Consider the following 17,731-nt stretch of genomic DNA (forward strand, 5'->3'; position numbering starts at 1 on the left):
AGTTACAAATAAATGCAAACGCAAGTAAACTGCGTATGCGGTCTATCTACCCAGGGAAGTCCAGTTTTTTCATGGCCGCATCGATGCCCTTCGCGCTGCGCGCATAACCGGCCCATGGCGCATTGCCCACGTCGAGACGACTGTGCACATTGCCGACATTCCATTGGTCGCCCGCCTTCAGCTTGTCCAGCTCATCCCAATCCAGCGGCACGGAAATGCCCAGTCCCGAGCGCGTGCGGGCCGACCATGCGCACACGGTGGTGGCGCCGCGCCCATTGCGCAGGTAGTCGATGAAAATCTTGCCTACCCGGTTCGCCGGCCCGCTTTTCACGACGAAACGCTGCGGTATCAGCTGGGCCATGTGGGCCACGATGGCTTGCGAAAACGCCTTCACCGTATCCCAGTCATGCTTGGGGCGGATCGGCACGACCACGTGCAAGCCCTTGCCGCCGCTGGTTTTCAGCCAGGCGGGCAGGCCCAGCTCCGTCAAAAAGGCGCGCAGCAGCACGGCCGCCTCCCGGATGGCAGGCCAGTCCACGCCCTTGCCCGGGTCCAGGTCGAACACCAGGCGGTTCGGCGTGTCATAGGCGCTGGCCAGTGCGTTTTGCGTATGGAATTCCACCACATTCCATTGCGCGGCCGACAGCAAGCCTTGCGCGGTGGCCACTTCCAGCATGGGCGGATGTTCGGGGTCGAGGCGCGCATCGAGCTGCCGGACGCCCGGCATTTTGCCTGTATCCGCATGTTTCTGGAAAAACAGCTCGCCGCCGACGCCGGCCGGCGCGCGCACCAGCGAGACGGGCCGCCCGCGCAGATGCACGAGCATCAGCTTGCCCACCAGCGCGTAATAGCGCACCAGGTCGATCTTCCTCGCGCCGCTGTCCCTGTCGATCACCCGCTCCGCATGGCTGACCTTGAAACTGGCCGGCAAGACCTTGTCCGGCTCCCCTTTGTCGTGCATGGCTTTCTCCTTGATGACGGGCTGCGCCCGCTCGCGCACGATGGCGCCGGCTTTCTTATCCAGGCGCAAGCCAAGAAACACCGCATGGCGGATGGAACCGCCGCTGGTCCACTGCGCAAAACTCACTTCCGCCACCAGCTGCGGCTTGACCCACAGGGGCTGGCGCACCCCGCCCGCCTTGCCCGTGAACGGACTGGCATCGATGGCGAGCGCATCGAGGCGGCGCCGCAAATCGCGCAATGCGGCATCGTCAAAGCCGCTGCCGACATTGCCCGCATAGCGCAATTGCCCCTCGTCATCATAGATGCCCAGCAACAGGGAACCGAGGCCTTCGCGCGCGCCCTGCGGCGCCGTGTAGCCGCCAATGACGAATTCCTGGCGCTGCCCGCACTTGAGCTTGATCCAGTCGCCGGAGCGGCGCGATACATACGGCGCGCCGCGCCGCTTGCCGATCACTCCTTCCAGCCCCAGCTTGCAGGCGTGGGCCAGCAATTGCCGCGGCCCCGCATCGAGCGCGTCGCTGAAACGCACGAGCGGCGACGTTGGCAGGCTGAGCAACAGCTGCTGCAGCAGCGCGCGACGCGCCTCGACAGGCTGGCGGCGCAGATCGTGGCCGTCGAAATACGCCACGTCGAACAGATAGTATGTGATCTCGCTCGTCGTTTCCGCCTCGAACGCGCGCTGCAAGGCACCGAAGTCGGGCCGGCCATCGGCGCCGTTGACGACGATTTCGCCGTCATACCAGCCCGGTGGCAAGCCCAGCTTATGCAAGGCGGCATGCAGCGTCGGCAGCTTGTGCGTCCAGTCATTGCCATTGCGCGTGAACAGGGCGACCTGTTCGCCATCGCAGCGTGCCAGGATGCGGTAGCCGTCGAATTTCAGTTCAAAGATCCAGTCCTGCGCATCGGCTGGCGGCGCCTCGGCCAGGGTGGCCAATTGCGGCGACAAGGTGGCGGGCAGCTTTGCCGCCGGCGCCGCCGGCGCTGTTGCCGCCGCTGTTGCCGCCGCTGTTGCCGTATCATCGCGCTTCCTGCGCCGGGGCATGGCCTTGTCCTTCACGCTGTCGGGGAATTCGTCGACGACGGAAAATTCCAGCGCCGGCCGGGCATATTCGTCCTTTTCCTTGATCAGCAGCCAGGCCGGCTGCTTTTCGCTGCGCTTGTCGCCCTTGCCCTTCATGCGCACCAGCACCCACTTGCCATGCATCTTGTGTCCGTGCAAGGTGAATTTCAGTTCGCCCGCCGCCAGGGCCTTGCGCGCATCGGGCGTGGCTGCCTGTGGCTGCCACGTGCCCCTGTCCCAGATGATGACCTTGCCTGCGCCATACTGTTTTTCAGGAATCGTGCCTTCAAAGCTGGAATACGCGATCGGATGATCTTCCACCTGCACCGCCATGCGCTTGTCATGGGTATCGTAGCTGGGGCCTTTCGGCACGGCCCAGCTTTTCATCGTGCCGTCCAGTTCCAGGCGAAAATCGTAGTGCAGGCGGCTGGCCCAGTGCTTCTGGATGACGAACGTCAGCATATCGCCCTGCGCCTCGTCGCCGCCGGCCGGTTCGGGCGTGACGGCGAAATTGCGCTTGGACCGGTACATTTTCAAGGCGGCTTTCATGGCGAACCCATGCAGTAAGGATGGCACCGAGTCTAGGCCGCCAGGGCTGCCGGCGCGGTACGCCAGCTAACAGAGCGACCGCCCGGGCAAATGTAAGTGTTTGTAATTACTTGAAAACCCTGTCAACGCTATTGTCGTACGGCGCGTTTTTGCCTCAGTGACAGGGGAAATGCATCTCCTGAACTACAACCCACTTCTCGAGGAACTGCACCATGAAAAAAGTAATCGCTACTCTGATCGCCGGCTTGTTCGCTACCGCAGCCTTTGCTCAAACGCCAGCCGTGCCTGCCAAGGCCGAAGCGAAGCACACCAAGGAAGTGGCTAAAGCAGAAGCCAAGGAAACCAAAGCTGTCGTAAAAGCCGACGCGAAAGAAGCAGCCGTTGCCGCAGATGCCAAAGCCGATGTCGCCAGCGCCAAGGCTGACGCCGCAGCGACCAAGGCCAAAGCCCATCACAAGGCAAAAAAAGCCAAGGCCAAGGCCGCCGAAGACAAAGCTGAAGCGACCGCGGCAGCCAAGTAATCCGCCGCATTTCGCCCCACGCAAAAAGACAGCTTCGGCTGTCTTTTTGCATTTTCATGCGCGCATCACACTGCAACAGCACATAAAACAGGTGATTGTAAGAAAGTGTAAACGAGGTCAACTGTATCTTCCCGGGCCGCGTTTTATGCTCAGTGACACGGGAATCATCCCGGCACACCAGACAAACCACCACCGAGGACTGCACCATGAAAAAAGCAATTGTTACCCTGATCGCCGGCCTGTTCGCCACCGCAGCCTTCGCCCAAACCCCAGCCGCCCCGGCAGCAGCAGTGCCTGCCAAAGTGGAAGCGGCCCACACCAAGGCCGTCGTGAAAGCGGATGCCAAGGAAGCGCAAGCCGTCGTCAAAGCCGATGCGAAAGAAGCCAAGGCTGTTGTTGCCGCGAAAACGGACGTGGCCAGCGCGAAAACGGAAGCCACCGCCACCAAGGCCAAGGCGCATCACAAAGCCAGGAAAGCCAAGGCCAAGGCCGACGAAAAACTGGCCTCGGCCACGGCTGAAGCCGCGCCTGCCGCAGCCAAGTAATCGCACCTGCCGCCACAAGCCCACCTTACTACTCACATTCGGACCAAGGATTACATCATGAAAAAAGTCATCGCTACCCTGATCGCCGGCCTGTTCGCTACCGCAGCCTTCGCCCAAACCCCTGCCGCTCCGGCAGCAGCCGTACCCGCCAAGGCGGAAGCGGCCCACACCAAGGCCGTGGCCAAGGCTGACGCCAAGGAAACCAAGGCCGTCGTGAAAGCCGATGCGAAAGAAGCGCTTGTCGCCGCCGATGCGAAAGCCGACGTGGCCAGCGCCAAGGCCGACGCGAAAGTGAGCAAGGCCAAGGCCCACCACAAGGCGCACAAGGCCAAGCTGAAAGCGGACGAAGCGAAAGCGGCGGAAGCCATTCCAGCAACGCCAGCGAAGTAATTCCTTACGCGCCAAAAAAAAGGCAGCTTCGGCTGTCTTTTTGCATTGGAAAAGCACTGCACTAGCGGAAAGCCCATCCGCCGATGCCAGCGCCGATGTAAATCCACGTAAAGACAGGGAAAACGACGCTTTTCAGTCACAAAATAGTTGCCGCCATGGCCAGCGCCCCATAAAATTGAGAATTATTCTCATTCTCATTCACGTTTCAGGAGCCGTTTCATGCCAGGTCGCACCCTTCCGTTTTCCCGTCCCGCGCTGTCGCCGCACCCGCTCACCCTGGCGATCTCACTGGCGCTGTGCGCCGGCATGGCGCATGGCGCCGAGAGCCCTGCGGCCGATGGCGCTGCCGACGATACGCCGGTGATGCAAACCATCACGGTCACGGGCAGCAGCGACGCCAACGCCTATACTGCGCGCAAGAGCGCTTCGGCCAGCAAGTTCGACCTGTCGCTGCGCGATACGCCGCAAGCCGTCTCCGTCGTCACGCGCGCGCAAATGGACGATTTCAAGCTCGACAACGCCAGCAAGGTGCTGGCGCAAACGACGGGCGTGACAGTGGAAGCGGTGGAAACGGACCGCACCTATTACACGGCGCGCGGCTACGACATCACCAATTTCCAGTTCGACGGCGTGGGCATTCCTTTCGTCTTCGGCAATGTCATGGGCGATCTCGATACGGCGCTGTTCGAGCGGGTCGACATCGTGCGGGGCGCGAATGGCCTGATTTCCTCCACCGGCAATCCATCGGCCACCGTCAACTTCGTGCGCAAGCGCCCCACTGCCGGCCTGGCCGCTTCGGCCGGCGTCACGCTGGGTTCCTGGAATACGCGCCGCCTCGACGCCGACGTGTCCACGCCGCTCAGCGCCGATGGCAAGGTGGCCGCGCGCTTCGTTGTCGCACATGAAGAAGGCGATTCCTACCTGGACCGCTACTCGCCGCGCAAGGATGTCGCCTATGCCATCGTCGAGGCAAAGCTGACGCCGGACACCAGCCTGACCGTGGGCCATAGCTACCAGAACAACCTGGCCAAAGGCGGCATGTGGGGCGCCCTGCCCATCGCCTACACGGACGGCACGCCGACGAACTACCCGATTTCCACCTCGACCTCAGCCGACTGGTCGCGCTGGAACATCCTCAACAACAGCACTTTCGCCGAACTGGCGCACCAGTTCAATGCCGACTGGCGCGTGGCCGCCACGGCCACCTATAACCGCTCCACCTCCGATTCGAAGCTGTTCTACGTCTACGGCACGCCGGACAAGGCGACGGGCGACGGCTTGTTCAGCTATCCCTCGCGCTACGGATCGACCAACAAGCAGCGCCTGCTCGATGTCGCCGCCACGGGAAAATTCACCCTGGCCGGACGCCAGCATGACCTCAGCATGGGCTTGGCCTGGTCGAAATCGACGCTCGACGATGTGTCCTACTATGGCCGCGGCATCGGCACGGCCCTGCCAAATGGCACGGCGTTCGACGGCTCCTATCCTGAACCGGCCTTTGACGCCTCGACCGATGGCAGTTCCTACAAGGATGAACGCAAGAACGCCTATCTGGCCGCCCGCTTCAACCTGGCCGACAATACCCGGCTGCTGGCAGGCGTGAATACCGTCAAGGCCGACAGCACGGGCAGCGCATATGGCGTCAGCCAGGCCAAGTCGCAAAGCGACACCACGCCGTACGTCGGCCTGGTGTACGACATCGGCCGCCACGTGTCGGCCTACGGCAGCTACACGGAGATCTTCAATCCGCAAAGCAGCATCGACAGCACGGGCCAGACCCTGGCGGCAGCCACCGGCAAGAGCCTGGAAGCGGGCCTGAAAAGCGACTGGTTCGACGGGCGCCTGAACCTGTCCGGCGCGCTGTTCAAGACGCGCCAGAAGAACGTGGCCGAAGCGGCCGGCACGACGCCCGACTTCAAGACGTTCTACAAGGGCGTCGATTCGGAATCGCAAGGCGTCGAACTCGATGCCTCGGGTGAACTGGCGAAGGGCTGGCAGGCCAACGCCGGCTATTCGCAGCTGCGCATCAAGGGCGACGATGGCCAGGATGCGCGCACCTTCATCCCGCGCAAGCAGTTCCACCTTGCCACCACCTACCATGTGCCGGCAATGCCGGCGCTGAAAGTGGGCGCCAGCCTGACGTGGCAGGACGCCATCTACAACAGGATAGACGACAGCACCACCCTGCACCAGGGGGCGTATGCGCAATTGGGCCTGATGGCCAGCTACGCCATCAGCCGCAACGTCAGCCTGTCGCTGAACCTGAACAATGTGACGGACAAGAAGCATCTGACCAGCTTGTACTGGACCCAGTCGCTGTACGCGCCCGGCCGCAATGGCAGCGCCACCCTGAGCTGGAAATACTAGGGGGCCGCCATGCGACTGCGTCCCCCCATGGTCATTCTGCACCGCTGGTTCGGCCTGGCGGTGGCGCTCTTCCTGTTCGTTTCCGGCCTGACGGGCGCCGTGATCTCGTGGGATCACGAGCTCGATGCCTGGCTCAATCCGCAGCTGTTCCACGCCGCCAGCGGCGCGCATGCGGGACCGGCACGATCGGGGCTGGAACTGGCGCGCCAGCTCGAGGCGCAGGACCCGCGCCTGCGCGTCAACTACACGCTTACGACGCTTGAACCCGGCCACACGGCGCTGCTTTCCGTCGAAGGACGGCCGGATCCCGCCACGGGAAAAGCCTTTGAACCGGGCTTCAACCAGGTGGCCATCGATCCCGTCACGGGCGCCATCCAGGGCACGCGCCAGTGGGGCGTGGTCTCGCTGACGCGGGAAAACCTGCTGCCCTTCCTGTATAAACTGCATTACACCATGCACATCCCCGATGGCTGGGGCATCGAACTGGGCGTCTGGTTCATGGGCATCGTCGGCATCGTGTGGCTGTTCGATTGCGGCATAGCGCTGTACCTGTCGTTCCCGAACTGGCGCAGCTGGCGCAAGTCGCTGGCCTTCCGCTGGCGCCAAGGCGGCCACAAACTGAACTTCGACCTGCACCGTTCGGGCGGCGTGTGGGTCTGGTTGCTGCTGCTGGTGCTGGCGATTACTTCCGTGTCGATGAATTTGCAAACCCAGGTGATGCGCCCCCTGGTAGCGAAGTTTTCCACCCTCAGCCCGAACGCCTTCGACAGCCGCACGCCGCAGCCGCCCGGCAAGCCCATCGAGCCGCGGCTGACGCGCGAACAGGCCGTGGCGCTGGCCAAAACGGAAGCGGCAAGGCGCGGCTGGACGCTGCCGGCCGGCGGCGTGTTTTACTCGTCCAGCTACGGCCTGTATGGCGTGGGCTTTTTCGAGGCGGACAACGACCATGGCGACGGTGGCCTGGGCAATGCCTGGCTGTACTTTGATGGCAGCGATGGCAAGCCGGCTGGCGGCGTGGTGCCCGGCACGGGCAGCGCAGGCGATATCTTCCTGCAGGCGCAATTCCCGCTGCATTCGGGACGCATCCTCGGCTTGCCGGGGCGCATCCTGATTTCCGCCATGGGTCTGGTGGTGTCCATGCTGAGCGCGACGGGATTGATCATCTGGCTGCGCAAGCGCCGCGCGCGCGTACTGCAAGCCGGAAGGGAGAGACAGGAAGCGTCCCCGCTTCATGCAACCTTCAGCAAATAAAGCGGGCAAAGCGCCACACGGCGGCGCAATTGAGCGACACTGGCAATCCGACCCTTCGCCACGAAAGCTGTCCATGCGCCGCACGTCCCTGCCACTGATTGCCACTCTTCTCTTCCCCTGCGCCGCGCTGGCGCAGGACAATTCCCATTCCACGCTGGAGCAGGTGCTGCAAGCCCAGGATGGCGACAGCCATGGCGACCTGCGCGCCGTCGTCGTGCTGCGCGATGGCGCCATCGTGGCCGAGCGCTATTACAACGGCGAGACGGCCGATACGCTGCACGACATCCGCTCGGCCGGCAAGAGCATCACCGCCCTGCTGGTGGGCGCGGCCGTGGCGCGGGGACAGCTGGCCGCCGGCAAGACGGTGGGCGACTACTGGCCGGAGGTGGCAAACAGCCCGGCCGGCAAGGTCGTCCTCGACGACTTGCTGACCATGCGTTCGGGCCTGGCCGCCTTCGATGAGGACGAACACTCGCCGGGCAATGAAGACAAGCTCGATGAAGCGCCCGATCCCGACGCCTTCGTGCGCGCCGTGCCGGCTGCCACGGCGCCGGGGACGGTGTACCGCTATAACTCGCTGGGCTCGTATATCGCCGGGCGCGTGGTGGAAAATGCCAGCGGCGCCGACCTGGAAAAGCATGCCGCCAAGGTGCTGTTCGTGCCGCTTGGCATCACGCGCTGGAGCTGGGGCCGGGACGTGGCGGGCCATCCGAAAGGTCAAGGCAATCTGTCGCTGCGCGCGCGCGACACGGCGAAGATCGGGCAGATGGTGCTGGACGATGGCGTGGTTGACGGCAAGCGGGTGATCGACGCAGGCTGGCTGCAAGCCGCGCTGGCGCCGTGCGTGGCCATCGGCGCCGCAGACCGCTACGCGGACAGCTATGGCTATTTCTGGTACGCGAAGACGCAGGACATCGGCGGCAAAAAGATCGCCGTGCATTTCGCCTCTGGCAATGGCGGCAACAAGATCTACGTGATCCCCGCGCGCCGCATGGTGGTCAGCGTGGCGTCGAGCGCCTATGGCAAGGGCTATGGACAGCGCCGCTCGGAAGACATCCTGAAAGGCATCCTGACGGCGGATACGCGGTAGTTGTAAGCGTTTGTAATGGCCGTCAACGGCAGCACTCGAGGGCGCGTTTTATGCTCAGTGACACGGGAATCATCCCGGCACCAACCGACATACCAGACAAACCACCACTGAGGACTGCACCATGAAAAAAGCCATTGCCACCCTGATCGCCGGCCTGTTCGCAACCGCTGCCTTTGCACAAACGCCAGCCGCTCCAGCGGCCTCGGTACCTGCCAAAGTGGAAGCGGCCCACACCAAGGCCGTCGTGAAAGCGGACGCCAAGGAAGCACAAACGGCCGTGAAAGCCGATGCAAAGGAAGCCAAGGCAGTCGTCGCCGCGAAAACGGACGTGGCCAGCGCCAAGACGGAAGCTGCCGCTACCAAGGCCAAAGCGCACCACACAGCGAAAAAAGCCAAAGCCAAGGCAGATGCCAAACTGGCGTCGGCCACCGCTGAAGCGGCACCTGCAGCAGCGAAGTAATCAAGTTTGACAGCACCCGATTTTTGACCAGATACGCCACCATAGAGGACCTCGCCATGAACAAATTGATCGCCACCATCGTTGCCAGCCTGTTCGCCACCGCTGCTTTCGCCCAGGCCCCAGCTGCCCAGCCAGCACCTGCCGCACCGGTAGCTCCAGCCGCCGCCATGGCGCCGGCTGCCAAGGCCGAAGCGCCGGTTGCCGCCGTCAAGCCGGCCGCGCACAAGAAAGCCAAGCACCACAAGGCGAAGAAAGCCGCCGCTGCAGAGAAGGCAGCACCGGCAGCCGCTGCGGAACCAGCCGCGCCAGCCAAGTAATCGACATCGCAGAAAATCAAAAGACAGGGTCTTCCCTGTCTTTTTTTTCGCCCGCCTATTTAGGCATCAGCACCGTGTCGATCACGTTGATCACGCCATTCGACTGGTACACGTCATAGGTGCTGATGTTGGCGCTATTGCCGCTTTCATCCATCACCACGATGTTGTGCATGCCGTTCATGGCGAACATCAGCTTGCCGCCGCTGGCCGTGGGCAGGGTTGCCTTGCCATCATGCATCTTGATTTCCTTTGCCAGCGCCTTGAAGTCGTATTTTCCGGGCACCACGTGGTAGGTGAGGATCTTCGTCAGGGTGGCCTTGTTTTCCGGCTTTACCAGGGTCTCGACGGTACCGGCGGGCAGCTTGCCAAAAGCCGCATTCGTCGGCGCGAACACGGTGAACGGACCCTTGCCTTTCAAGGTATCGACCAGGCCGGCCGCCTTGACGGCGGCGACCAGGGTCGTATGGTCGGCCGAATTGACGGCGTTGTCGACGATGTCCTTGCTCGGGTACATGCTCTGGCCGCCCACCATGGTCGTCATGTCGGCGGCAAACGGGGCGCTGGCGGCCAGCATGGATGTGACAAACAGTGCTGCGGGAATAAAGGTGCGCATGATGGTATCTCCTGGATGACTGCGTTTGCGTGATTGCAGGAGTACTTACGCGGCAAGGCGGGGATTGGATTCAGATTATTTTACTGCGCGAAGAATAGCGGCTGGCGCAATGACGGCCAGGCCTGCCTGCGTTGTGTGAAGACGCAGGCATAAAAAAACGGCGCCATGCAATGCACGGCGCCGTTCACGACAGGCTCCCGCGTCGCGGGCCGGAGCGATTCCAGCCCGCGGTGCCGGGAAACTAGTTGGCCGCCACCTGCGGCTCCGTCTCGCCCCAGCCGCCGCCCAGGGCGCGGATCAGCGCCACGGTGGTGACGGCGCGGTTGCCGCGCAGCTGCACGGCATTGCGCTCGATGGTCGCCAGGTTGCGCTGGGCGTCAAGCAAGTCAAGGTAGCTGGACCGGCCGGCGTCGTACAGCTTTTGCGCCAGGTCGGCCGAACGGCGCGCCGAGACGACGGCTTCGTCGATCTGCTGCGTCTGGCCCGACAGGATGCGCAGGCCGGCCAGGTTGTCTTCCACCTCGGCGAAGGCCACCAGCACGCTCTGGCGATACGTCGCCACCGACTCTTCCAGCTGCGCTTCGCTGCGCGTTACCGCCGCCTTGTTGCGTCCGCCGTCGATGATCGGCATCGACATCAGGGCGCCCAGCAGCCAGGAACGGCTGCTCCACTTGAAGATGTCCGAGAAGGTATCGGACGCGCCGCCACCGGAGGCGTTCAGGGTCAGGGCCGGGAACATGGCCGATTTCGCCACGCCGATGCGCGCATTCGACGCTTCCATGGTGCGCTGCGCCGACGCGATGTCGGGGCGGCGTTCCAGCAGGGACGACGGCATGCCGGCCGGAATCACGGGCAGGAAGGCGCTGTCCTGCAGCGGATTGGCCACGGCCGTGAAACTGGCGGCCGGTTTACCTAAGAGGACGGCCAGCGCATGCTCGCTGGTGGCGCGCTGGCGCTGCAGGCCGATGGCTTCGGCGCGCGCCGTCGACAGCTCCGTGCGGGCACGGGACAAGTCGAATTCGCCGATGTCGCCCAGGTCATAGCGGCGCTGGTTCACATGCACGCTTTCCTCGCGCAGGCGCACCGTCTGTTCCAGGGTCGCCAGCTCGGCGTCCGTGGCGCGCAGCTGGAAGTAGGTCTGCGCCACGTCCGCCTGCAAGGACAGCAGCACCGAGCGGTAAGTCGCTTCCACGGCCAGCGCATCGCTACGCGAGGCGCTCACGTTCGAAGCCACCCTGCCGAACAAATCGACTTCATAGCTGGCCGTCAGGTTCGCCTGGTAGACGTTGCCGGCGGCCACCGGCGCGCCATTCGGCAAGCCCAGCGAAATGGCGGAGGCACGGTTGCGCTGCGCGCCCACGTTGACGCCCACTTGCGGGATGCGGTCCGCTTCGGCGATGCCGGCAATCGCCCTCGCCTGCTTGACGCGGGCGGCGGCGACGGCCAGGTTGGCATTGGCCTGCGTGGCGTCGCTGATCAGGCTTGTGAGGGCCGGATCATTGAAGGCCAGCCACCACTCGCCGCGCGCCTGGCGTTCGGCTGGCACGCCCTGCTTCCAGCGCGTGCCATCGGCTGCCGTCTGCACGGCAGGCGCTTGCGCTTCCTTGAACGCCGTTGGCGTCTCGATCTGCGGCTGCTTGAACTCGGGCGCCGCGCAGGCGGCCAGCAGCACGGCGGCGGCCATGGCCGTCAAGGCCGTGCGCAGGACGGTGACCCGCGTAGTTGCGTTGGTTTTCAATATATATCTCCTTCCAGATCCAGCGCTGGCGCGGCGACAGGCTTGGCGGCAGCGGCGGCTGGTTTTTTCTCAAAACGCTGCGCCAGGGTGCGCAGCAGTACATAGAACACGGGCGTCAGGAACAGGCCGAAGAAGGTCACGCCCAGCATGCCGGCAAACACCGCCACGCCCATCGCATGGCGCATTTCCGAACCAGCGCCGTGCGAGAACACCAGGGGCACGACGCCCATGATGAAGGCGATCGACGTCATCAGGATCGGACGCAGGCGCAAACGGCACGCTTCCAGCGCGGCTTGCACGACGCTGCGGCCATGGTCTTCCAGTTCGCGGGCAAATTCCACGATCAGGATCGCATTCTTCGACGCCAGCCCCACCAGCACGAACAGCGCGATCTGGGTAAACACATTGTTGTCGCCACCGGTCAATTTGACGCCAAGCAGCGCGCACAGAATCGACATGGGCACGATCAGAATCACGGCCAGCGGCAGGGTCCAGCTTTCGTACTGCGCGGCCAGCACCAGGAACACCAGCAGCACGCACAGCGGGAAGACATAGATCATCGTATTGCCGGACAAGATGTCCTGGTAGGTTAGCTCCGTCCATTCATACGAAATCCCTTGCGGCAGCACTTCCTTGGCGATGCGTTCCAGCGCGGCTTGCGCCTGGCCGCTCGACACGCCAGGAGCGGCGCCGCCGTTGAAGTCGGCCGCGGAGTAGGCGTTGTAGCGCTGCACGCGGTCCGGCCCATAGGTATCCTTGACGCGCATCAGCGACGACAGCGGAATCATCTCGCCCTTGTCGCTGCGCACCTTCAGCTGCGCGATATCCTGCGCATGCGAACGGAACGACGCATCGGCCTGCACGCGCACCTGGTAGGTACGGCCGAACTGGTTGAAGTCATTCACGTACAGCGAACCGAGGTTGATCTGCAAGGTCTGGTAAATCGTTTGCAGCTGCACGCCCATCTGCTTGGCCTTCACGCGGTCGACATCGGCAAACAGCTGTGGCACGTTGATCTGGTAGCCCGAGAACACGCCCGCCAGTTCCGGCGTCTGGTAAGCCTTGGCGGCCAGTGCCTGCGTGGCGTTGTACAGCGCGTCGTAACCGAGGTTGCCGCGGTCTTCGATCATCATCTTGAAGCCGCCGATGGTACCGAGGCCGTTGACCGGCGGCGGCGGGAAGACCATGATGAAGGCGTCCTGGATGCCGCCCAGGCGCTTGTTGATCTCGGCCGCGATGGCGCCGCCCGACAATTCCTTGCTGGTGCGCTCGTCGAACGGTTTCAGCGTGGCGAAGACGATGCCCGAGTTCGGCGCATTGGTGAAGTCGTTGATCGACAGGCCCGGGAAAGCGATGGTCGATTCGACGCCAGGCACCGACTTGATCACGTCCGACATGCGGCGCACGACGTCTTCCGTGCGGTCCAGCGAGGCGGCGTCAGGCAATTGCGCAAAACCCACCAGGTACTGCTTGTCCTGCGCCGGCACGAAGCCGGCCGGCACGGCCTTGAAGGTGAAGATGGCGGCGACGACCAGCAGCGCATACACGCCCAGCGAGGCGCTCTTGCGGCCCAACACGCCTTTCACGCCCGCTTCGTAGCGGTGCGAAGCACGGCCGAAGAAGCGGTTGAACCAGGCGAAGAAGCGGCCGAAGACCTTGTCCATGCCACGCGTCAGCGCGTCTTTCGGCGCATCGTGCGGCTTCAGCAGGGCGGCCGACAGGGCCGGCGCCAGGGTCAGCGAGCTGAATGCCGAGATCACGGTCGAAATGGCGATCGTCAGCGCGAACTGGCGATAGAACTCGCCGGACAGGCCGGGCACGAAGGCGATCGGCACGAACACGGCGCACAGCACCAGGGCGATGGCGACGATAGGCCCGCTGACCTCTTTCATGGCCTGGATGGTGGCATCGCGCGGCGACAGGCCTTCCTCGATATTGCGCTCGACGTTTTCCACCACCACGATGGCGTCATCGACGACGATACCGATGGCCAGCACCAGGCCGAACAGCGACAGGGTGTTGATCGAGAAGCCAAAGCCCAGCATCACGGCAAAGGTGCCGACGATGGAGACAGGCACGGCCAGCAGCGGAATGATGGATGCGCGCCAGGTTTGCAGGAAGATGATCACCACCAGCACCACCAGGGCGATGGCCTCGAGCAACGTATGGATCACGGCTTCGATGGACGAGCGCACGAACTGCGTCGGGTCATATTCGATGCGGTATTCCACGCCTTGCGGGAAGTCTTTTTTCAGTTCTTCCATCTTGGCGCGCACGTCGGACGACAATTGCAGCGCGTTGGCATTCGGCGCTTCGAAAATACCCATGCCGACGGCCGGATTATTGTTCAGCAGCGAACGCAGCGAGTAGCTGTTGGCGCCCATTTCCACGCGCGCCACGTCCTTCAGGTGCGTCACGGCGCCGTCGGCATTGGTGCGCACGATGATGGCGCCGAATTCCTCGGGCGTCTGCAGACGGCCCTGGGTATTGACGGTCAGCTGGAAGTCCGAGTTCTTTGCCGGCGAAGCGCCGATCACGCCGGCGGCAACCTGCACGTTCTGCTCGCGGATGGCGTCGACGACGTCGTTGGCCGTCATGCCGCGCGCCGCCACTTTCTGCGGATCGAGCCAGATGCGCATGGCGTAGTCGCCCGCGCCGAAGATCTGGATGTCGCCCATGCCGGGCAAACGGGCCAGCTGGTCCTTGACGTTCAGCACCGCGTAGTTACGCAGGTACATGTCGTCATAGCGCTTGTTCGGCGAGACCAGATGCACCACCATGGTCAGGTTGGGCGACGACTTGACGGTCGTCACGCCGATCTGGCGCACTTCCTCCGGCAGGCGCGGCAAGGCGCGCTGCACGCGGTTCTGCACCTGCGTCTCGGCCTGCTCGACGTTGGTGCCGATCTTGAAGGTCACGGTCAGCATCATGGCACCGTCGGAAGTGTTTTGCGAGGACATGTAGAGCATGTTCTCGACGCCGTTGATCTGCTCTTCGAGCGGCGCGGCCACGGTTTCGGCGATCACTTTCGGGTTAGCGCCCGGATACTGCGCGCGCACCACCACCGAAGGGGGCACGACGTCGGGATATTCGGAGATGGGCAGGCCGAAAATCGACAGCAGCCCGGCCACGAATATGACAATCGACAGCACCGCCGCGAAAATCGGCTTGTCGATGAAAAAGCGGGAAAAATTCATGTTTATTCCTTGGTAGTCGATGCCGCTTTGGCGGCGATCTTGGCGTCTTTTACTTCAGGTTTCGCGGGAGCGGCGGGCGCCGTCGGATCGAAATCCATGGCCACCATCTGCGGCGTCACCGGCGCGCCGGGGCGCACGCGCTGCAAGCCGTTGACGACCACTTTTTCGCCCGCCTTGAGGCCTTCGCGCACCACGCGCAAGCCGTCCGCGCTCGGGCCCAGCTTGACGGCGCGGTACTCGGCCTTATTGTCGGCGCCCACCACGTACACGTATTTGCGGCTCTGGTCCGTGCCGACGGCGCGGTCGCTGATCAACAGGGCCGTGTTTTGCGCCTGCGGGCCATTGCCGCCATCGAGCTGGATGCGGGCAAACAGGCCTGGCACCAGCTGGCGGTCCGTGTTGGCGAAGGTGGCGCGCATGCGCACGCTGCCGGTGGCCGGATCGAGCTGGTTATCGACGAATTCCAGCTTGCCTTCATGCGGGAAGCCCGTTTCGTTGGCCAGGCCCACCTTGACGGTGACGGGCGTGCCTTTTTGCGCCGTGCCGGCCACGCGCAGATACGTATCTTCATCGCCGTCGAAGCTGGCGTAGATGCGGTCCGTCGATACCACCGAGGTCAAAATGGCGGAAGCGTCGATCAGGTTGCCGACGGTGATTTCCGCCTTGCTGACACGGCCGCTGATCGGCGCCTGCACCTGCGTGTACGACAGGTTCAGCTTGGCCGCTTCATACGCGGCTTGCGCCGAGCGGGCGTTGGCGTCCAGCTCTTTCAAGCCCGAGGCTTTCTCATCGAATTCGCGCTGGGCGATGGCTTTTTCGGCCAGCAGCTTTTCAGCGCGCGACAGTTCCAGCTTGGCCAGTTCCGCCTTGGCGCGGGCCGAGGCGGCCGTGCCTTCGGCGCGCGAGACTTCGGCCTGGAACGGACGCGGGTCGATGACGAACAGCACGTCGCCCTTTTTCACTTCGCTGCCCGGCTTGAAGTTGACGGCGGTGATGAAGCCACCCACGCGGGAGCGGATTTCCACGCGCTCGATCGCTTCCAGTCGGCCCGAGAATTCCTGCGTTTCCGTGATCTGTTTTTCCACCACGGCGGCGGCCGAGATGGGCGGGCCGCCGGCCGCAGGCGCGTCGGGCACCTTGCTGTTGGCCGAATCGCAGCCGGCCAGGCTCACGGCCACCAGTCCTGCCAGTGCCAGCGAGGCAGCCAGAGGCTTGAGCAGAGTGGAAAATTGTTGAACGTTTTTCATTTTATTTCCCTGTTTTATGAAAATTTCTAATGGTATGGGCGGCATGAAGCAACCCAGCGAAAAGTTGGACACTGCAGTGAACGGTGTTGCAATGGCGCCCGACGGCGCTCGGTCAAAGGTCTACAGGCCGCCTGCTGGCTAAAAGCAGACGGGGACGGCAAAGCTGGCTGTGCGAGCGCACAGCGCAGAAGGGAATGGCGTTACAATGAGAATCTACACTCAGCAGTGTAACAACCAGAACTCAAAAAGTAAACTAGTAAGTGTAATTTTTTTATGGCACCGCGCGGGGCGGCTTCATGACTCGGGCTCTTGCCCCAGTCCGGCGACGAAACTGCTAATTTCGCTCAATACATGCACCTTGCAGGCGCACTCGTTGCGGGCACTGGCGTCTTGCAGCGGCGCCGCCGGCATGCGCCGCACGGTGGTCTTGATGCCGCAGGCGATCAATTTGCTGCCGTATTGTTCAGCCTCGTCGCGTAATGGATCATCTTCACTGGACAGGATGAGCGCCGGCGGCAGGTTCTTCAGGCGGCTCGACTGCAAGGGCGATGCGTAGGGATGGGTACGGTCAGCGGCATTCGGCAGGTAGCCACGGTAGGCGGCGGCGCATTGGTCGGCCACTTCCGCCAGGTCCGGACACGTCGGCAAGGTGCGCATCGAGCACGACGATAGGCCGGGATCGAGCATGGGCATGATCAGCACCTGGCCCGCGAGGGGCGGTCCGCCCCGGTCGCGCGACATCATGGCGCACACGGCGGCCAGGTTGGCGCCCGCTTCGATGCCCGACACCACCATCTGCTTGCCCGTCCAGCCCAGCTTGGACTTGTTCTTTTTCGCCCACAGCAGCACGGCATGCGCGTCTTCCACGGCGGCGGGAAAGGGCCGTACCTTGGCCAGCGTATAGTTCGAGGCCAGCACCACGTGGTCGGGATTGCTCAGTACCAGGCAGCGCAGGAAGTCATCCGCATCGTCCAGGTCGCCATCGACGAAACCGCCGCCATGGAAAAAGACCATCAGGTTCGGCTGCCTGGCGCCGGGCACGCCGGCCGTGTACAGACGCGCGGCGAGCGCATCCTGCGCGCCCTGCACCTGGATATCGCGTATCTTCAGCGCCTGTCCTGGGGCAAGCTCGGCGACGTTCTCGGCAACGCTCATTGCGCCACCACTGGCTGCACCGCAGCATCGAGTACCGCGTCGTTCAGGCACAACAGGGTGCCGCCCACTTCATGGGTCAGGGCGCTATAACCGCTGGCTTCGCTCTGCGCCGCCAGTGAATAGGCATCCGTCGACACCATCCCGGCCAGAGCAAGCGAGCTCATGGCGAGAGCGAGCACTGCAAAGATTCCATTCCGATGACCCATGATAATTCTCCTGTTGTGCTTCCTGCGGCATCACATTTATGCTGCAGTACAACAACTATAGA

Annotated in this window: 15 protein-coding genes; 8 read left to right on the plus strand and 7 right to left on the minus strand. The window is 63.4% G+C overall.

Annotated elements, in window-relative coordinates:
- Nucleotides 1-46: 46 nt before the first annotated feature.
- Nucleotides 47-2,572, minus strand: coding sequence for a DNA ligase D (gene ligD, locus ACZ92H_RS06150; RefSeq protein ID WP_465048698.1), 2,526 nt, complete (start codon nucleotides 2,570-2,572; stop codon nucleotides 47-49).
- Nucleotides 2,573-2,784: 212 nt separating this feature from the next.
- Here ligD and ACZ92H_RS06155 point away from each other — a divergent pair, with 212 nt between their 5' ends.
- The 8 genes from ACZ92H_RS06155 (at nucleotide 2,785) to ACZ92H_RS06190 (ending at nucleotide 9,513) form a co-directional block, all read left to right on the plus strand.
- Nucleotides 2,785-3,093 carry a hypothetical protein gene (locus ACZ92H_RS06155; protein WP_131373075.1) on the plus strand — a complete coding sequence of 103 codons (309 nt, stop codon included), beginning with the start codon at nucleotides 2,785-2,787 and terminating at the stop codon, nucleotides 3,091-3,093.
- Nucleotides 3,094-3,299: 206 nt separating this feature from the next.
- Nucleotides 3,300-3,638, plus strand: a complete 339-nt coding sequence (locus tag ACZ92H_RS06160; RefSeq protein ID WP_465048699.1) for a hypothetical protein — start codon at nucleotides 3,300-3,302, stop codon at nucleotides 3,636-3,638.
- 57 nt (nucleotides 3,639-3,695) lie between these two features.
- Nucleotides 3,696-4,028 carry a hypothetical protein gene (locus ACZ92H_RS06165; protein WP_131373073.1) on the plus strand — a complete coding sequence of 111 codons (333 nt, stop codon included), beginning with the start codon at nucleotides 3,696-3,698 and terminating at the stop codon, nucleotides 4,026-4,028.
- 219 nt (nucleotides 4,029-4,247) lie between these two features.
- Nucleotides 4,248-6,395, plus strand: a complete 2,148-nt coding sequence (locus ACZ92H_RS06170; protein WP_465048700.1) for a TonB-dependent siderophore receptor — start codon at nucleotides 4,248-4,250, stop codon at nucleotides 6,393-6,395.
- Nucleotides 6,396-6,410: 15 nt separating this feature from the next.
- Nucleotides 6,411-7,646 (plus strand): PepSY-associated TM helix domain-containing protein, encoded by a 1,236-nt coding sequence (locus ACZ92H_RS06175; RefSeq protein WP_465048855.1) that lies wholly within the window; start codon nucleotides 6,411-6,413, stop codon nucleotides 7,644-7,646.
- A gap of 73 nt (nucleotides 7,647-7,719) precedes the next feature.
- Complete coding sequence (locus ACZ92H_RS06180; protein ID WP_465048701.1) at nucleotides 7,720-8,736, plus strand: serine hydrolase domain-containing protein; 1,017 nt, start codon at nucleotides 7,720-7,722, stop codon at nucleotides 8,734-8,736.
- 121 nt (nucleotides 8,737-8,857) lie between these two features.
- Entirely contained in the window at nucleotides 8,858-9,196 is a 339-nt protein-coding gene (locus ACZ92H_RS06185; protein WP_465048702.1) for a hypothetical protein, read from the plus strand.
- A 56-nt stretch (nucleotides 9,197-9,252) separates the two neighbouring features.
- Nucleotides 9,253-9,513 (plus strand): hypothetical protein, encoded by a 261-nt coding sequence (locus ACZ92H_RS06190; protein ID WP_131373069.1) that lies wholly within the window; start codon nucleotides 9,253-9,255, stop codon nucleotides 9,511-9,513.
- A gap of 55 nt (nucleotides 9,514-9,568) precedes the next feature.
- Here the strand turns inward: ACZ92H_RS06190 and ACZ92H_RS06195 are convergent, their stop codons facing one another.
- The 6 genes from ACZ92H_RS06195 to ACZ92H_RS06220 form a co-directional block, all read right to left on the minus strand.
- On the minus strand, nucleotides 9,569-10,126 hold the full coding sequence (locus ACZ92H_RS06195) for a fasciclin domain-containing protein (RefSeq protein WP_465048703.1): 558 nt from the start codon (nucleotides 10,124-10,126) through the stop codon (nucleotides 9,569-9,571).
- A gap of 241 nt (nucleotides 10,127-10,367) precedes the next feature.
- Nucleotides 10,368-11,810, minus strand: coding sequence for an efflux transporter outer membrane subunit (locus ACZ92H_RS06200; RefSeq protein WP_465048856.1), 1,443 nt, complete (start codon nucleotides 11,808-11,810; stop codon nucleotides 10,368-10,370).
- 50 nt (nucleotides 11,811-11,860) lie between these two features.
- Nucleotides 11,861-15,061 carry an efflux RND transporter permease subunit gene (locus ACZ92H_RS06205; RefSeq protein WP_092794344.1) on the minus strand — a complete coding sequence of 1,067 codons (3,201 nt, stop codon included), beginning with the start codon at nucleotides 15,059-15,061 and terminating at the stop codon, nucleotides 11,861-11,863.
- A 2-nt stretch (nucleotides 15,062-15,063) separates the two neighbouring features.
- Complete coding sequence (locus ACZ92H_RS06210) at nucleotides 15,064-16,308, minus strand: efflux RND transporter periplasmic adaptor subunit (RefSeq protein ID WP_465048704.1); 1,245 nt, start codon at nucleotides 16,306-16,308, stop codon at nucleotides 15,064-15,066.
- 294 nt (nucleotides 16,309-16,602) lie between these two features.
- A complete protein-coding gene (locus tag ACZ92H_RS06215) occupies nucleotides 16,603-17,463 on the minus strand; it encodes an alpha/beta hydrolase (protein WP_131373067.1) in 861 nt (286 codons plus the stop codon).
- Nucleotides 17,460-17,627, minus strand: a complete 168-nt coding sequence (locus ACZ92H_RS06220) for a hypothetical protein (protein ID WP_465048705.1) — start codon at nucleotides 17,625-17,627, stop codon at nucleotides 17,460-17,462. The genes ACZ92H_RS06215 and ACZ92H_RS06220 overlap by 4 nt, the downstream gene beginning before the upstream one ends.
- Between the last annotated feature and the right edge of the window lie 104 nt (nucleotides 17,628-17,731).

It is taken from the genome of Janthinobacterium foliorum (assembly GCF_978021625.1).

Excerpts from the sequence above, each read along its gene's own strand:
- ACZ92H_RS06200 (WP_465048856.1), bottom strand. The coding sequence starts at position 11,810 with ATGGCCGCCGCCGTGCTGCTGGCCGCCTGCGCGGCGCCCGAGTTCAAG.
- ACZ92H_RS06170 (WP_465048700.1), top strand. The coding sequence starts at position 4,248 with ATGCCAGGTCGCACCCTTCCGTTTTCCCGTCCCGCGCTGTCGCCGCAC.
- ACZ92H_RS06195 (WP_465048703.1), bottom strand. The coding sequence starts at position 10,126 with ATGCGCACCTTTATTCCCGCAGCACTGTTTGTCACATCCATGCTGGCC.
- ACZ92H_RS06165 (WP_131373073.1), top strand. The coding sequence starts at position 3,696 with ATGAAAAAAGTCATCGCTACCCTGATCGCCGGCCTGTTCGCTACCGCA.
- ACZ92H_RS06160 (WP_465048699.1), top strand. The coding sequence starts at position 3,300 with ATGAAAAAAGCAATTGTTACCCTGATCGCCGGCCTGTTCGCCACCGCA.
- ACZ92H_RS06220 (WP_465048705.1), bottom strand. The coding sequence starts at position 17,627 with ATGAGCTCGCTTGCTCTGGCCGGGATGGTGTCGACGGATGCCTATTCA.
- ACZ92H_RS06190 (WP_131373069.1), top strand. The coding sequence starts at position 9,253 with ATGAACAAATTGATCGCCACCATCGTTGCCAGCCTGTTCGCCACCGCT.
- ACZ92H_RS06155 (WP_131373075.1), top strand. The coding sequence starts at position 2,785 with ATGAAAAAAGTAATCGCTACTCTGATCGCCGGCTTGTTCGCTACCGCA.
- ACZ92H_RS06210 (WP_465048704.1), bottom strand. The coding sequence starts at position 16,308 with ATGAAAAACGTTCAACAATTTTCCACTCTGCTCAAGCCTCTGGCTGCC.
- ACZ92H_RS06215 (WP_131373067.1), bottom strand. The coding sequence starts at position 17,463 with ATGAGCGTTGCCGAGAACGTCGCCGAGCTTGCCCCAGGACAGGCGCTG.
- ACZ92H_RS06185 (WP_465048702.1), top strand. The coding sequence starts at position 8,858 with ATGAAAAAAGCCATTGCCACCCTGATCGCCGGCCTGTTCGCAACCGCT.
- ligD (WP_465048698.1), bottom strand. The coding sequence starts at position 2,572 with ATGAAAGCCGCCTTGAAAATGTACCGGTCCAAGCGCAATTTCGCCGTC.
- ACZ92H_RS06180 (WP_465048701.1), top strand. The coding sequence starts at position 7,720 with ATGCGCCGCACGTCCCTGCCACTGATTGCCACTCTTCTCTTCCCCTGC.
- ACZ92H_RS06205 (WP_092794344.1), bottom strand. The coding sequence starts at position 15,061 with ATGAATTTTTCCCGCTTTTTCATCGACAAGCCGATTTTCGCGGCGGTG.